The organism is Bradyrhizobium barranii subsp. barranii, from assembly GCF_017565645.3.
GTDB classification, from domain to species: domain Bacteria; phylum Pseudomonadota; class Alphaproteobacteria; order Rhizobiales; family Xanthobacteraceae; genus Bradyrhizobium; species Bradyrhizobium barranii.
This window is the reverse complement of sequence record NZ_CP086136.1, coordinates 3,271,116-3,286,474: the sequence shown is the minus strand read 5'-3', so window position 1 is coordinate 3,286,474 and position 15,359 is coordinate 3,271,116. Positions and strand designations below refer to the sequence as shown.

The 15,359-nt window shown below is 64.5% G+C and carries 14 protein-coding genes; 7 read left to right on the top strand and 7 right to left on the bottom strand.

Annotated elements, in window-relative coordinates:
* Positions 1–33 precede the first annotated feature (33 nt).
* From J4G43_RS15795 to J4G43_RS15785, 3 genes are all read right to left on the bottom strand, one after another.
* Complete coding sequence (locus J4G43_RS15795; RefSeq protein WP_225005712.1) at positions 34–2,172, bottom strand: AMP-binding protein; 2,139 nt, start codon at positions 2,170–2,172, stop codon at positions 34–36.
* An 8-nt stretch (positions 2,173–2,180) separates the two neighbouring features.
* On the bottom strand, positions 2,181–4,175 hold the full coding sequence (locus tag J4G43_RS15790) for a LodA/GoxA family CTQ-dependent oxidase (protein ID WP_208085396.1): 1,995 nt from the start codon (positions 4,173–4,175) through the stop codon (positions 2,181–2,183).
* 69 nt (positions 4,176–4,244) lie between these two features.
* On the bottom strand, positions 4,245–4,457 hold the full coding sequence (locus tag J4G43_RS15785; protein ID WP_208085388.1) for a hypothetical protein: 213 nt from the start codon (positions 4,455–4,457) through the stop codon (positions 4,245–4,247).
* A 222-nt stretch (positions 4,458–4,679) separates the two neighbouring features.
* Between J4G43_RS15785 and J4G43_RS15780 the strand changes: the two genes are divergently transcribed.
* The 6 genes from J4G43_RS15780 to J4G43_RS55960 all read left to right on the top strand — a co-directional run bounded on the left by J4G43_RS15780 (position 4,680) and on the right by J4G43_RS55960 (position 8,536).
* Entirely contained in the window at positions 4,680–5,315 is a 636-nt protein-coding gene (locus J4G43_RS15780; protein WP_208085387.1) for a hypothetical protein, read from the top strand.
* 54 nt (positions 5,316–5,369) lie between these two features.
* A protein-coding gene (locus tag J4G43_RS15775) for an IS3-like element ISRj2 family transposase (protein ID WP_129557670.1) occupies positions 5,370–6,499 on the top strand; the annotation gives its coding sequence in 2 pieces (ribosomal slippage) (positions 5,370–5,622 and positions 5,622–6,499; 1,131 coding nt in all).
* A 172-nt stretch (positions 6,500–6,671) separates the two neighbouring features.
* On the top strand, positions 6,672–7,250 hold the full coding sequence (locus tag J4G43_RS15770) for a zinc metalloprotease (protein ID WP_208085385.1): 579 nt from the start codon (positions 6,672–6,674) through the stop codon (positions 7,248–7,250).
* A gap of 86 nt (positions 7,251–7,336) precedes the next feature.
* The gene (locus tag J4G43_RS15765; RefSeq protein WP_208085383.1) at positions 7,337–7,897 is read left to right on the top strand and encodes a hypothetical protein; all 561 of its coding nucleotides are present in this window, start codon (positions 7,337–7,339) and stop codon (positions 7,895–7,897) included.
* Positions 7,898–8,074: 177 nt separating this feature from the next.
* Complete coding sequence (locus J4G43_RS55965) at positions 8,075–8,302, top strand: hypothetical protein (protein WP_408581433.1); 228 nt, start codon at positions 8,075–8,077, stop codon at positions 8,300–8,302.
* A 24-nt stretch (positions 8,303–8,326) separates the two neighbouring features.
* Complete coding sequence (locus J4G43_RS55960) at positions 8,327–8,536, top strand: hypothetical protein (protein ID WP_408581431.1); 210 nt, start codon at positions 8,327–8,329, stop codon at positions 8,534–8,536.
* 94 nt (positions 8,537–8,630) lie between these two features.
* Here the strand turns inward: J4G43_RS55960 and cax are convergent, their stop codons facing one another.
* Together cax and J4G43_RS15750 are read right to left on the bottom strand one after the other, a co-directional pair.
* The gene (gene cax / locus J4G43_RS15755) at positions 8,631–9,731 is read right to left on the bottom strand and encodes a calcium/proton exchanger (protein WP_071915984.1); all 1,101 of its coding nucleotides are present in this window, start codon (positions 9,729–9,731) and stop codon (positions 8,631–8,633) included.
* 335 nt (positions 9,732–10,066) lie between these two features.
* Positions 10,067–11,128: an isocitrate/isopropylmalate dehydrogenase family protein gene (locus J4G43_RS15750; protein ID WP_208085377.1), complete on the bottom strand. Its 1,062-nt coding sequence runs from the start codon at positions 11,126–11,128 to the stop codon at positions 10,067–10,069.
* A 171-nt stretch (positions 11,129–11,299) separates the two neighbouring features.
* Between J4G43_RS15750 and J4G43_RS15745 the strand changes: the two genes are divergently transcribed.
* Positions 11,300–12,688 (top strand): MFS transporter, encoded by a 1,389-nt coding sequence (locus J4G43_RS15745; RefSeq protein ID WP_085404484.1) that lies wholly within the window; start codon positions 11,300–11,302, stop codon positions 12,686–12,688.
* Positions 12,689–12,692: 4 nt separating this feature from the next.
* Here the strand turns inward: J4G43_RS15745 and J4G43_RS15740 are convergent, their stop codons facing one another.
* A complete protein-coding gene (locus J4G43_RS15740) occupies positions 12,693–14,315 on the bottom strand; it encodes a B12-binding domain-containing radical SAM protein (protein ID WP_208085375.1) in 1,623 nt (540 codons plus the stop codon).
* A gap of 186 nt (positions 14,316–14,501) precedes the next feature.
* Positions 14,502–15,341: an aKG-HExxH-type peptide beta-hydroxylase gene (locus J4G43_RS15735; RefSeq protein ID WP_208085373.1), complete on the bottom strand. Its 840-nt coding sequence runs from the start codon at positions 15,339–15,341 to the stop codon at positions 14,502–14,504.
* Positions 15,342–15,359: the final 18 nt, after the last annotated feature.

Here is a 15,359-nt window from a genome sequence, read left to right as displayed (position 1 = left end):
CACGCTCGGAAGGTCGGCGGCCGGGCTCTCTGGTCATGCATCAGTCGACGTGACTGCATTTCCTGCCGTCGACAACGCGCGTGGATGAGAGGCAAACCGGATGATGTGCGGCGAGGCTGCTCCGCTATAGAGACTGTCGAGAATGGCGGAACGGCTCTTCAGGACCCCGCGCTGATTGATGTAGCCCTTGTCCGTTGTCTCGCCTGCCGCGAGCGACAGCGGCTGGATCTGGATGGCAACGGCCGATATCCGCGCGTTGGTCGCTGCCGCCAGGTTATGCTCGGTCAAGACCCGATGGACGTATGCGCGAACGCCGGAATCCAATGAAAGGGTGTCACCGGAATCCGCGCCTGCTGCGCCGTTAGCATGTCGCCTTGCACGGTCCGGATTGAGCCATACCAGCGCGACGAGAGAATCGCGGCCCTCGCCTCCGATCACCAGATCCTGCAGCACGCCGCCCATCCGGTTCAGGATGGCGGCACGCAGCTCGCCGACGAGCACCCACGTGCCTGTCATCATTTTGAAATTCTCCGAGAGACGCCCGGAAAACCTCAGGCCGCGGCAGAGATCGGCGGGATCGATGAACGAGACCGCGTCGCCTACCCGATAGAAGCCCTCTTCGTCGAATGCTGCCGCGGACAATTCGGGTAATCCGAGATAACCGGGCATGACGTTCGGGCCACGGACCCGCGCCTCGTAACCGTCCATCGCCGGAACCAGCTTGAGTTCGATGCCGGGTGCCGGCAAGCCGATCTCTCCCGGCGCTTCGCACGGTCGATAAGACACGCAGATGGTCGGCCCGGCTTCCGTGGCACCGTATCCGGCCAAAATCGGAACTCGCTCGCCGCGGACTTCGATTGCATATTCCTGAAGCGTTGCCATTACGGACGCCGGGATCGCCGCGCCCCCGAAAATCATTCTGTCGATGCGATGGAAGAACTTCTGCCTCAGGTCTGGATCCTCGCCGAGCGCGGCGCATAACAACGCGTAACCGGTTGGGACATTGAATGAGGCCGTCGGAGAAACGTCGTGCAGATTGGCGATTGTTCGATGAAACGCTTCGGGCGTCGGTCGGCCATCGTCGATATAGAGAGAGCCGCCGTTCTTCAGAACCCCATTCAGTATGACGTTGCAGCCCATGGTATGATGCCAGGGCAGCCATTCGATCTGAACCAGGGGCTGCGAGACCGGCGTGACCTGAGCGGCCATCTGCAGCACGCTCGACATCATGCGATGGGTATTGATCACTCCCTTGGGAGAGCCGGTCGATCCCGACGTGAACAGGATTCTGCCGACGGTCTCCGGTCCGAGTGCTGCGAACGCCGCCTCAAACGCGTGACCCGGTGTCGCGGCGGATAGCTCCGACAGCGGCGTGGTATCCGCCGCCTCTTCCGCCGTTATCCATTCGGCCTGCGCAAAGCCGGGGATGGCACGGGCTTGCACGAAGGGATCCGCCTTCTGGGCAAACACAAACTTCGGCGTGAGGACCTTCGCGATGTCTTCGATGCGGCTGAGGCCACCTGGCAGAAGACTGTAGCTTGGCGAGATCGGCGCAACCTGCAGACCGATCGACATCGCGGCGAACTGGATCACCGCATTCTCGATCGAATTGCCGGACAGGATGGCCAGCGTATCGCCCGCTGCGCCACCCCGATCAATCAGCGCCTGCCCGACCGAGCGCACTCGAGACCAGAATTCGCCATAGCTGATCGACTGCCATGCATTGTCGCGGGTTCGTTGCGCGAGAAAGACGCGGTCCGGCGTTTCCTGAGCCCAGTGGGGAAGGTATGCGCAAATCGTCCCGCTCACTCCAGCGAGCATAACCCCGACGGCGACAGCCTCGTCGCGAAGGCGCTCGTCGAAACGGGCGCGATCGACCACATACCCGACGCGGCAGGGATGACGCAGAAAGTCCTCGTAGTCCGACGCGCCCGAACGGTGAGTTCGCCGAATCCCGAGACAGGCTCGGGCGATCGCCGGATCGTCGAGCAGATGTTCAAGTCCTACCGCCGCGACAGTGACGAGCGAGGCCGGAGCAAGGAGCTCAAGCCGCGTCGTCGGTGTGACGCCGGAATCTGCGACAATAACCGTGCGACCCCTAAGGGCCAGCAGGCGTGCGGCGGTCAAGCCGGCAGGCCCCGCGCCGACCACGAAACAGTCGGTGCGCAGCACGTCCAAGATCAGATCTCGCCCGGACGATAGGTCCGCTTCGGCGGGGGAGCCGTCTTGCGTACGCCGCGCCGCTGCGCCAGGCCTGCTGTCGTCTGCGGCAAGAAAAGGCTCTCCATGTCTTCGACCGCGTGGTACTTCGGATCGGCCGTGACATCGATCGGCCCGTTGTTGTCGCGGCGTCCCTGCTCGACCCGCAGATCCTGCACCGGCAGAGATGCGGGCGCGTTCTTCACCGGCAACACCATGCCGAGCTCGGACCATTCCGCAATCATGTTCGACAGGCGGTCATAGTAATCGTTGCCGCGGATGTCGCGCAACCAGTCGACCCGGTTCATCAGGTGCTTGAAGGTCTGCTGTTGCGTCGCCTGGCCGAGAGGCGCGATGGCGGCCGCACGCAGATAGTTTCCGTCTGCCAGAACCTGATCCGGGGCACGCGGTCCCCAGAACGTCGGCATCGACAGGAACGTCGACGGGAAGTAGTCGGCCGCCGAATTGCACGAGGTATGATCGGTCTGCCAGGGCACGCCGAGGAAACGGGTGAGGCAGCCTGCGGCAACACCGTCGTGTGGGCCGTTCGCGCCGGTGCAGGCCGCCGGCGTGAGAGTACCCCCGAAGTTCTGCCGCGCTGGTTGCTCACCGGCCAGGACCTTCAGCCGATACGCCGATGCCCACATCAGCGGAATCCGCATCACCCATGTCATCTCCATCGCGGGATGGAATGGGCCGCCGAGACAATCGTGCAAGGATGCGCGCTCGAGATGCTTGACCTGGTCCTCGGGAGCCAGGGCATCGAAGTCCTGCGCCTGCGCCGGCTGGCGCGACGGCCCGTCGGCGTCGAATGTTCCAGCAGCCCAGCGCTTGAGGTGCGCGTACTGGGTCTTCGTCACGGCAAGCAGCAAATTCGAAGGCTTCGGCGGACCTTCGAAGAATTGGTCGACCGCATCGCCGAACACCTGCGCTATCTGATCTTCGATCAGTGCGCCGCCCGCGCCTGGATCGCGAAACAACGCCAGCACGGCCGCGCGCCACGCCGCATTCGCAGCAGACGCGTCGTTGAGCTTGGCGCGGACTTGCGCATTCTGCGCGTCGAGCGGCGAGCCAAAGCCATGAATGACGAAGAGCCCGTGGTTGACCCATTGCAGTCCGGTCAGGCGCTGAAAGATCGGTTGCACGTCGTTGACGAACGAGGTCTTGATCGGTCGTGGAATCCAGCCCTTGTCGTAGAACACCTCCCGCACCACGTCGTCCATCGTGACGAGACCGAACAGCCCCGGCGCGTAATTCGGCGGCGTGACGCAGACATAGCCGGGCTCCGCATCGATCGGTGCATGCCCCGCAAATGTCACTTGCGCCCGCACCGGCCCGTCGCTGACGTCATCGTGCCAACCTGGATTGTTGGCGAAAGTCAGGGGCCGGGTCCCTTTGCGGAACGGCCGCGAAACTCCATTGCCGCCGAGGAAGATCAGCCGCCCCTCCTCGTCGGTACGAAGCTCGCCGAGATAGACCGGCGAACCCCAGAACGCGCCATCGTCCAGCCTGATCGGGCCAGCCCCCTGCCCTGCGATGCTTCGCGGGGTTGGCGTGATGTCGAGCTTCCACCTGGCGTCCGGCAAAACCAGCTCGCGATTTCGCTGCAGCGCGTTCTGGCTCAGCGGGCCGAGGTCCATTGCCTGGTTGAACTCGTACCAGCCGGCCTTGAGGTTTGCGATGCAGACGCGCCACTCGATCTTCGCGGATGCAGCGGTCACCTCCTGCACACTGCCGTCCTTCATGTGGGCGTAGATGCGGAAGCGCGCGGCTTGCCGCTTGATCTCTCCGTTCGCGGTACGAAAGTCCTCGACAAAGCGAGCCGGCTGCTCCGGCGTCGTGCCGGGCAAGCTCGGCGCACCGCCGATCGTCTCGGGGCCGATGACGTAGTCGCCGGCGCCTTGCGCGTTGCCAACGCGGGCAACGCCGATCGGCGGATGGACTTTCAGCGCTGCAATTGCGTTCGGATCGATCATCGTCTGGCCTCGATATCAAAAGGGATTGTCCAAAAACGGAGGCGGCGCACGAGAGCTGCCGCGAGGCCATCAGCGCGGATGCTCAGGCTCGTCCATCGGCTGTCCGTTCAGGCTGCGCCTCACGGCGGCGGGCTTCTCGCCGGCCTCGATCCGCCGCCTCTGGAATTTGTCGATGAACGAGGCGCGGACGTCCTCGATCGGCTCGAACTCCGAACGTGGCGACGCGGTGCTCTGCGGAGCAGCTGCCGCGCCGAGCCCACGCGACTGAAAGCGATGCAGCATCGAACGTCCTCCGCGCAAATAATTCGCCGCAGAACTTGCTGTGCGGGAGCCTTTCGCGACTGGCTCCGACAACAGGCTATGTCAACCGCGCTGCGTCCAAATGACCGATCCGCAGGGTTGGCTTTATTCAATTATAGCGAGTAGTATATTATCAATGTAGACCTAAAGTCCACGCGACAAAGCGAAGCTCGCGTTACGGGTCATCAAAGCCGGAACAACACCATGTGCATGATGTGCGTGCATCGCGGCTCGGGCGTTCCCAGACTCAAACCTCGCAAGCGCCGCCCGCTCGGCCTTGCTCAGCCGCAGACCGGCGTGCAGGTGCGCGGCGTCGAGATCGTCCAGTGCGTTCAGGACGTGACGAATTCGGTGCCGCTGGTCGCCGATAAGGCGACGCTCGTTCGCCTCTATCTTGAACCGACTTCGGTGTCGCAGCCCGGTCAGATCACCGCGGAAATTGCGTGGAGCCGGAGCGGCGGAGGCGACACGTTCGTCCCGGCCCTCAACTCGCTTCGGGTGGACCCGGCCTCGCCCTTCAGTCTCCGCGAACAGCGGGAAGACATCGACAAGAGCCTGAACTTCCGCCTGCCGGCCGCGGCCATCGGCGCGGGCACACTCAGCTTGCGCATCAGCCGCATCTTTCAGCCCGGAGGCGGCGACCTTCCGGCGGCGGCGTTCAACATCGCGCCCGTCACATTCACGGCGGCGCCGCCGCTGCGCATCCGGGTGATCGGTCTTCGATACAAAGCGGGCACGACGACCGTCACCCCCGCTGCGGTCCACTTTTCGTATCTCAGGTCGTTTCTCAACCGCGCCTATCCTGTAGAGCTGGCCCCGCAAATTCGGACAGTAGCTTGAGTGGATTTTCTGCCTGACAGCGGCGAGGATTCTTGCTGCGAATCAGGAGCGAAGATGACGAAGAAGAGCCGCCGGACGCATTCTCCGGCATTCAAGGCGAAGGTTGCTTTGGCTGCGGTCAAAGGCGACAAGACACTGGCGGAGCTGGCGCAACTGTTTGATGTTCATCCGAACCAGATCACGATCTGGAAAAACCAGCTCCTGGAAGGCGCCGCCGGCGTGTTTGGGCATGACAAGACATCGGCCGAGACGCCGGTCGATTTGAAGGCGTTACATGCCAAGATCGGCGAGCTGGCGTTGGAAAACGATTTTTTGTCCGGCGCGCTCACCAAGGCGGGCCTGCTGAGCGCAAAGCGATGATCGACCGCGATCATGATCTTTCTATCGTGCGCCAGGCGAAGGTCCTGAAGCTGGCTCGCAGCACGGTCTACTATGAACCTCGGCCAGTTTCGGCCGAGGACCTTGCCTTGATGCGTCGGCTCGATGAGCTGCATCTCGATTATCCCTTCGCGGGAGCGCGTATGCTGCGATCGTTGCTGCGGCGGGAGGGCGTATACGCCGGTCGCCGCCACATCGCGACGCTGATGAAGCGCATGGGGATCGAGGCGGTCTATCGTCGCCCGAACACGAGCAAGCCGGCTCCGGGTCACAAGATCTACCCGTACCTGTTGCGCGGATTGAAGATCGAGCGGCCCGACCATGCGTGGGCAATGGACATCACCTACATTCCGATGCGGCGTGGCTTCGTCTATCTCGCGGCGGTCGTCGATGTGTTCAGCCGACGGGTCCTGGCCCATCGCGTCTCGATCACAATGGAGGCGGCCTTCTGCGTCGAAGCGGTCCAGGAGGCGTTGGCGAAGCACGGCAGGCCCGAGATTTTCAACACGGATCAGGGCAGCCAGTTCACCAGCCTCGAGTTCACCGATGTGCTGCTGGACGCGAAGATCGCCATCAGCATGGACGGCAAGGGCGCCTGGCGCGACAACGTGTTTGTCGAGCGGCTCTGGCGCACGGTCAAATACGAAGAAGTATATCTCCGCGCCTACGACAGCGTGTCCGAGGCGCGAGCGTCAATTGCCAAGTATCTGGCCTTCTACAATCAGGGACGCCCTCACTCGAGCCTTGACGGGCGCACGCCCGACGAGGCTTACTTCGGCACGCAAGCTATGGTGATGGCCGCATGACCGTCGCCGACGGTTTTGTCGTCGCTCTGGTCGGGCTACGCCCTCCCGACGCAACGACAAAACCGTAAAGCCCCGCGTTCAGCATAACCCGGCAGGAATCCACTTAAATCCAGCGGGGCGCTGTCCAAACAACCGGGGCCAGCTCTCTGTCGCCGCGCTCGAATGGTCCCACATGGTGGTGGACGCGGATTTTGCCGCGCCGTTCGACGACTCGACGGTCGATCTCGCCAATGCCCAGATCGCCGCGCTGCGAAGCCGCGAGGTGAGCAGCGGCGTCGACCCGCGCACGCACTATTACGGTCTCGTCGACGATAACGCGTCCAACAACTTCATGCGAGGAAAGGCGTTCGCCATTCCGGGCACGCCCCAGCCGGACACCGTCGCTTCCGGACCCGCGGGCGTGCCGAACGGCTTTGCCGGCGATCGCGACGCGTCATACGCCGACTGGTACGGTGCTCACGAACTCGGACATACGTTCGGCCGGTTTCATCCGGGATTTCCCCCCGCCGCGCAGGACGCGAGCGATCCGACATTCCCTTATGAGAACGGCTGTATCAGCAAGCCGGACAACAAATATGTCGGTGTCGACACCGGGGATCACGAACTCGGCTTGCCGACCGCTGCGTTGCCGGGGCTCACATATCACGACGTGATGACCTATGCAGACAACCAGTGGCTATCGGCGTACACTTACCAGGCGATAATGACCCGGCTTTTGGAAGAGGACGCCCTCGGTCCGCCGGTCGCCTAGGAGGATCCGATGAAGACCGAAATCAAGACCGGATCATTCGTTCACGTCGTCGCCACCATCAACAAGACCGCTGGTGACGGCAAGTCATGTATGTGAACCCGTCGGTCTCCACCATCGCGTCGGACGCCGCCACCGACAAGGATGTGGAACTCGTGGCTTACGACGGCACCGGCAAGGAAGTCTACCGTGAGCCAGTCGTGATCCGCCGGTCATCTGCTGAACCCGACCGGCCGAACGAAGTCGGTCTGATTCAGGCGGACCTTCCGCGGGTGAGCGGCATGAAGTCGGTAAGCCTCCAGCTCAAGGGGAAGGAGATCAGCCGGTACGAGGCCGGGGCGGCACCTCCCGGGCCGACCGCAGGCGCCACCTTCGGACTTGAGCTTGCCGGGGCTGCGGCAGCCAGCCGGCGGCCATTGAAGATCGACCAGCTCGGCGGTTTGCAGCCCGTCGCCGGCGTGACCTACTCGGTCCAGGTCAAGCCGGACAACAAGTCGACGTGGGACACGATCGCAGTGAGTCGTCCCACTCCCGAGGTGGACGTCGATCGCAATCAGTTCGCCGGCGCCAAACGTGCCGCGGTGCGCGTGTTGCGGACGACCGGATTCGACGAAGAAATCATCGCGGAAGATACGGTCGACTTGAAGTAGCCGCCCGCAAGGAGCCTGAGCGCGCTTACCGACGGCATCGCACATTGATCCCGTCGAGGTCCAGGCCGGATACGCCGTCGACGCTTGATCTGGATCAAACCCGCCGCGGCATTGCCATCCCGGAATGGGTACGGCCGCGCAGAAAGCGCCGCCCGTAAGCCAAGGAGATGATCGATCATGACATCCTCGAATTCCCTGCGTACCTTCGTTCTCGCCGGAGCCGGCGCCCTGCTATCAGGCACAATCGCTCAGGCCGGGCCGATCCCGACGCATCTTTCGACGATGAAATCGATGGTCGATCAGACCACCACCGAAGTGCGCTGGGTCGGCGGCTGGCGCGGCGGCGGCTACGGCTATCGCGGCGTCGGCTGGGGCTACCGCGGCGGCTGGGGTTATCGCGGCTAGGGCTATCGCGGCCTCGGTTACGGTGTGGCCGCCGGCGCGGTCGTCGGCGGCGCAATCGCGCGGAGCGCTTATTACGGCGGCTATGGCGGGTACTACGGTGGCTACTCTGGCGGTTATCCCGCCTATGGCTACGGCTACCCGGCCGCATCGTATTACGGTTATAGCGGCGGCAACTACGGCTATGGCTATGGCGGCGACAACTGCCCGCCCACCGGCAGCTACTGGGCCTACTAGCGGGAAACGTATTCGCCGCTTAGGAGGATGGCTCGCCACGGGCCGCCATTCTCCGATGGGCCAATTCACCCCTGTGCCGGCGGGCGAGTGCACCTCATCCCTCGCCCGCCGGCGGGACGACATACAGCGTCAGCGCGAACACCGCGTAGATGAAGATCATCAGGGCGCCGACGAACCATGCCGAGCGTCCACTGGTGGTGATGAAGGTCGCCGTGACTGTTGCGATCATCACCATGGTAACGGCGCCAGGCCAGAACTGAAGGTTCATTGGCGTCGGTCCCACGACATAGCTGAGCAGCACGAGCGCGGGTGCAACGAACAGCGCGATCTGGGAGGCGCTGCCGAGCGCAATGCTGACGACCATGTCGAGGCGGTCCTTGCGCGCAGCGGCAAGGGCAACTGCAAATTCGGCAGCGGCGCCAACCAGCGAAACGATGATGAACCCGACGAAAGCCGGACTCATGCCGAAGGTCTCCGCCGCCTTCTGCACCGATTCCACGAAGATCTCGCTCACCAGCGCCACCAGCACGGTGACGGCCAGCAGCGTCCCAACGGCTAGCCCGATCGGCCAGTGCGCTTCCTCCTGCTCGCCGTGATCGGCGCTTGCGAACAATTCCTTGTGCGTCCCGAGCGAGAACCACAGGCCAAGCGCGTAAGCCGCGATCAGCAGGACTGAAATGCCGACGCTAAGCTTGTGAATGACGCCTCCGTCCTGCGGCAAATGCTCGAGGTCGGCGACTGCCGAGGGGGCCAGCAGGGCGACTGTCGCCATCAGCAACAGGCCGGACGACAGGCGCGCGCCGGCGCGGTTGTACTCCTGCACGTGGTAGCGCAGGCCGCCGAGCAGCAGGCAGGCGCCGAGCATGAATGTCGCGTTGGTGACGATCGCGCCGGCAATCGAGGCCTTCACCAGCATGTACTCGCCTGCCCGCAGCGCCGTGATGGCGATGATCAGCTCCGTCAGATTGCCGAGCGTTGCGTTGAGCAGCCCACCCACGGCATCGCCGGTTCTGGCGGCGACCGCTTCGGTGGCGTGACTGAGCAGCGCCGCCAGCGGCACGATCGCAAGCACGGCGAGCACGAACAGCAGCGTGTGGGAATGCGGGGCGACCGCCTCCGCCACCAGCACGATGGGCACGAAGACCAGCATCCAGAGCAGAGGTGTATCCCGGATTTCCCTGAGCAGGGTTGTCATATGGGCCGCCCTTTCCATGGATGCGTTGATGGAAAGGTCCGGCGGCGCCGCGGGGTGAGTCTTGATCTGGCTCAAGCGGGCCAGAGGAGACGGGCCACTGGACGTCAGGAAGCGGACGTCGCGCATGATGAGAATGCGCCCTTGTCCCCGACCGCTGGCACGATAGCATCATGCCAGTGTTTTGCCCGACGGGTCAACGTGATCACTGTCACGAAGGTCGTCGCGACGCGCTCCGAAAATCCCTTATCGATCAAGGAGCCTTCTACTGTGCATGGGGTTGTTTTTCGAGTTTTGTGTTGGCCCCCAAAAAAATCGCAGGCATCCGCGACGATGGCTCACTCCGCCTGCAAGATCTCCGCAATCGCAGCACCTGCGGCGATCGTGCCGAGCTTGCCGCCGACGTCGCGCGTCGCCCTGCCTTCGCCGATCGCCTTCGCCACCGCGGCTTCGATCGCACGCGCGGCTTCCTCGTAGCGGACGGCGCCACTCTTCTCGCCATGCCAGGCCAGCAGCAACGCGGTCGACAGGATCAGCGAGACCGGATTGGCGACGTCCTGCCCCGCGATGTCAGGCGCCGAGCCGTGTGCCGCCTGCGCCATCGCATAGCGATCACCGACATTGAGCGAGCCGCCGAGGCCGAGGCTGCCGGAGAGCTCGGCCGTGAGATCGGACAGGATGTCGCCGAACATGTTGGTGGCGACGATGACGTCGAAGCGATCGGGGTTGCGCACGACATGCGCCATCATGGCGTCGACCAGGATGTCGTCGACTTCGAGGCCGGGATAGCCCTTCGCCGCCGCGCGGCAGATGTCGAGGAACATGCCGTCGCCGATCTTGAGCACATTGGCCTTGTGCACGATGGTGAGATGTCGTCGTCGCTTCATTGCGAGACGGCAGGCGGCGTGCGCGATACGCTCGCAGCAGAGGCGCGTGATCCGGCGCAACGAGATCACGACGTCGGGCGTGACCAGCATCTCGCCATTGCCCTGCTCCATGTTGCGGTCGGCGTAAAACCCTTCGGTGTTCTCGCGCACGACGACGAGGTCGAACTCGCCGAGCCGACCGGGCCGCCCCGCATAGGTGCGCGCGGGCCGGACATTGGCGTAGAGGTCGAGGCTCTTGCGAAAGTGCCTGGACGGGTTGATCTCGCCATGGGCCTCGTCCTTGAAGTCGAAGGTCGCGGTCGGCCCCAGGATCAGGCCGTCGGCGGCGCGGACGATGTCGAGCAGCTCGGGGCGCACCGTCGTGCCAAACTGCTTCAGGCTCGCATGCCCGACCGCGTGCTCCTCCAGGCGCAGATTGAGCTGGAAGCGCTCGGAGGCCGCGCGCAGCACGCCCGATGTCGCGGTCGTGATCTCCGGTCCGATGCCGTCACCGGGTAGAACGACGATTTGCATGATGATCCCCCAAGATTGCAGCAGCTGGCGCGATCATACGCTAGCCACCGGCCGCATCGCCTGACCTTCGCGCATACACAGCATGCAAGCATATGCCTGTGGAAGCGGCCATCGGCGTAGTACATGCCGAAAGTCCACTTTCACCACGCCGCCGGAGCAACGCGCCAGGCAATGACAATCACGTTACCTGCCGCCGCGCGCGAGCCCGATCATCCCATTGCCGACGGCCTTCCGGCCACGCAGCGGCGCTGGGCGATCGCCGCCATCTTCACCGCGCTGGCGATGGCCTCCCTCGACACTGCGATCGCCAATATCGCGCTGCCAGCCATTGCCGCCGATTTGCACGTCACGCCGGAGCAATCGGTCTGGGTGGTCAATGTCTACCAGATCGCGCTGGTGGCAACCCTGCTGCCGCTCGGTGCGCTCGGCGAGATCGTCGGGCACCAGCGCATCTATCTCGGCGGCCTGATCCTGTTCACCATCGCCTCGCTGTTCTGCGCGGTGGCATGGTCGCTGGACAGCCTGCTGGTCGCGCGCACGCTGCAGGGCCTGGGCGCCAGCGGCATCATGAGCGTCAACACGGCGCTGGTACGCTTCGTCTATCCCGGCCGAATGCTCGGCCGCGGTTTCGGTCACAACGCGCTCGTGGTCGCGACCGCCTTCACCATCGGTCCATCGATCGCCTCTGCCATCCTCGCAGTCGGCCCGTGGCCGTGGCTGTTCGCTGTCAACATTCCCTTCGGCCTCGTCGCGATCGGGATCGGCTTTGCAATGCTGCCGAAGACGCCGCGCGCCGATCACGGCTTTGATTTTCTCGGCGCGGTCCTTGCGTCCGCCTGCCTCGGCCTGTTCATCACGGGCATCGGCAGCGCCGCGCACAATCTGTCGCCTGTCGTCGTGGGAATCGAGCTGATCACGGCCCTCGCACTCGGCTTCATCCTGACGCGCCGGCATGCCGACCATCCCGCGCCGATGCTGCCGATCGACCTGTTCAGCCGGCCGATGTTCGCGCTGTCGGCGGCGACGGCGGTGTGCTCGTTCGCCGTGCAGGGCCTCGCCTTCGTCTCGCTGCCGTTCTATTTCGAGGACGTGCTCGGGCGTTCGCAGGTCGAGACCGGCTTCTTCATGACGCCCTGGCCGCTCGTCGTCGGCATCATGGCGCCGATCGCGGGGCGACTCTCCGACCGCCATGCCGTCGGCCTGCTCGGCGGCATCGGGCTCGTGCTGCTCGGCCTCGGCATGGCATTGCTCGCGATGCTCCCGTCCAATCCTGCTATCCCCGACATCATCTGGCGGATGGTGATCTGCGGCATGGGGTTCGGCTTCTTCCAGGCGCCGAACATGAAAGCGGTGATGTCGAGCGCGCCGCCGCACCGCAGCGGCAGCGCCTCTGGCATCGTCGCGACCGCACGCCTGACGGGGCAGACCACGGGCGCGGCGCTCGCCGCCCTCTGCTTTGCGCTTGCCGGCCACGACGGCGCAACCGTCGCGCTGGCCCTCGGCGCCGGCTTTGCCGCGCTCGGCAGCGTCATGAGCTTCTTGCGGCTGGCGGTGAAGTAAGCCTTCAGGCCAGGTGCCGAGCTGCGGTGGTGTCGAGCGTCTCAGCGGTCGGGATGACCGTCTCGTCATCGAGCGCAGCGAGGCGCCCGTCGATGGCTTCGATGACCTTGCGCGAGAACGGCCCGAGATGCGCATAGGCGGCAATCATCTGCACCGCGATCCGTGCCGATGACGTGTCGCGCTTGGCGCAGTTCATGAAGGTCTGCCACAGCGGCCCGCGCGCTTCGGGAAGGGCGGTGACAACGCGGTGCACCGTCTCCATCGCCCCGACCCGCGAGCGGATGTCGCCCTCGGCGAGCTCGGGGCGCTGCCTGGATCGGTCGAGCAGCGTCATCAGGCGGTCGACGCGTCCTGCGTAGGCGGCGGGGCTGTAGATGTGCTCCAGCACCCGCTTGTAGTCCGTCAGGATGTCGCGCAACGGGCGGACCGGATCGAAGTTGATGCCGTCCGTGCACTGATCGGCGCCGATGGTCGGCGCCAGATCGTGGCCCGGATGCAGCCGGCCTTCACGCTCGAGTCGGCGCGTGAGCTGCGTGTTCGGCAACGCATAGAGCAGGCCGACCATGGCGACGGGAATCGCGGCCTCCTCGATGAAATCGATCATCGCTTCCGCCATCGAGACCTTCTCGGTGTCGAAGCCGACGATGAAGCCCGCGGTGACGAGCATGCCGGCGGCATAGATCTTGTGGATGCTCTCGGCGATGTTGCGCCGCGTGTTCTGCTTCTTCCGCATCGCGACCAGCGTTGCAGGGTCCGGACTTTCGATGCCAACGAAGATGCCGAAGAAATTGGCCGCGCCCATCAGCTCCAATAGCTCGGGATCGTCGGCCAGGTTGACCGAGGCCTCGGTGGACAATTCGAAGGGATAGCCGTGCGCGCGCTGCCATTCGGCGAGCTGGGGCAGGAACTGCCGCAGCGACTTCTTGTTGCCGATGAAATTGTCGTCGACGAAGTCGAGATGGCCGCGATAGCCCATCCGGTAGAGCGTCTCGAGCTCGACAAACATCTGCTCGACCGTCTTGGTGCGCGGCACACGGCCGTAGAGCTCGATGATGTCGCAGAACTCGCAGGTGAACGGACAGCCGCGCGAATATTGCACACCGAGGTAGAGATAGTCCTCGAACTTCAGGAGATCGAAGCGTGGCACCGGCGTCTTTGTTACGTCGGCCTGGAATTTCGGCGCAGTGAAGACGCCGGAGCGGGCCCCGCTTTCCCAGGCCGCGATGAACTCGTCGATGACGCTTTCGGCCTCGCCGAGCACCCGGAAGTCGGCCCGTTCGTAGACATGGGGGCTCGACGTCGGATCGGGTCCGCCGACGACCACCGGCTTGCCGGCGGCGCGGCAGAGTTCGATCAGGCGCAGCGTATCGGCCTGCTGCGGCAGCATGCCGCCGGTGAACACGACATCGGCCCAGGCGAGATCCTCGTCACCAAGGGGCTGGGTGTTGCAGTCGATCAGCCGGACCGTCCAGTCCTTCGGCAGCATCGCGGCCACCGTGATCAGGCCGAGGGGAGCCGCGGGTCGCTTCACACCCATCAGCTCGCAGGATTCGCCAAAGCTCCAGAACGACTCCGCGAGGAAGAGCGGATAGAGCATCAATACGTTGCAGCGCTGCGGTACGTTCATGGAATCCCTTTTTTGCTTCGTCCCAGTGTACCAGAGCGCGTTCGTCTTGCACCCCGGTAAAAAGGACAAACTGTCGCCGCAATGCAGCGCCGATCGGCCGTGGAACCGGCATTCACAGCCGAAAGTCGCCTCAAACCGCTTAGCTGGCGTTTAGGGCTGGAACCCGGTCCTGGGCAGAGCGGGCAATCAGACGCGCTCGCTGGCAAGCATCGTCCGGCTGCTCGCCAGGACGTCGCTGCACCAGGCGAAGAACGCGCCGAGAAACGCCCGGCCGGCCGCATCGGTGCGGGCATGCTGCCGCAGGGTCTCGAACCCCTGCTCCATCCGCGACGCATTGCGCGCGAGCAGTGCGCGGATGTCGCTGCGAACTTGCGGGTCGTCTTCCTGCTCCAGCATGTGCACGTCGAGCTGGGTGACGTGGATGAACGAATATTGCGCGTGCAGCACTGCGGTCATTGGACGCGGCCGGTCGACCACGATCGGGCTGGGATAGAGCTCGTCCTGCGGATTGCTGATGATCCGGATCGCATTCTCGTTGGCGACGCCGAATGCCCGGAGCTTGTGATGGGCCATTTCATGGACGATCGCCTGCGCGGCCGCGAGCGGGCAATTGACCGTGAGGCCGATGACGCCGAACCGCGCGTCGACCGAGTGGCTGGCCGAGCCGAGCCGGCCGGGCCCCTCGGTCGGCTGCTCGGTGTCGTGATAGCACTGGATGGTGTGCACGATATCAGGCCATTGTTTCGCAGCGAGCGGCCAGCGGCGGACGTAATGCAGCGCCTGCTCCAGCGCAGGGACGGCTTGCGCGTCGGGGACAAACCGCGGCGCCGGCAGCAGCGGATCCTCCGTGCGCAGGGCAACCCTACCCTCCGCGATGGCCGGTGCGCCGTTCACCGGGGGACGCTGCGGCGGCAGCGGCCGCCACGGCGTCGGCTCGGTTTCGATCAGGCCGAGGGCGACGGCGGTATCGTAGCCGTCGGCCTGCGGTCGTGCTGTGCGTTCCCAGTCAATCGACGTCGCGTCCATGGCGATCTCTCCTTCGAA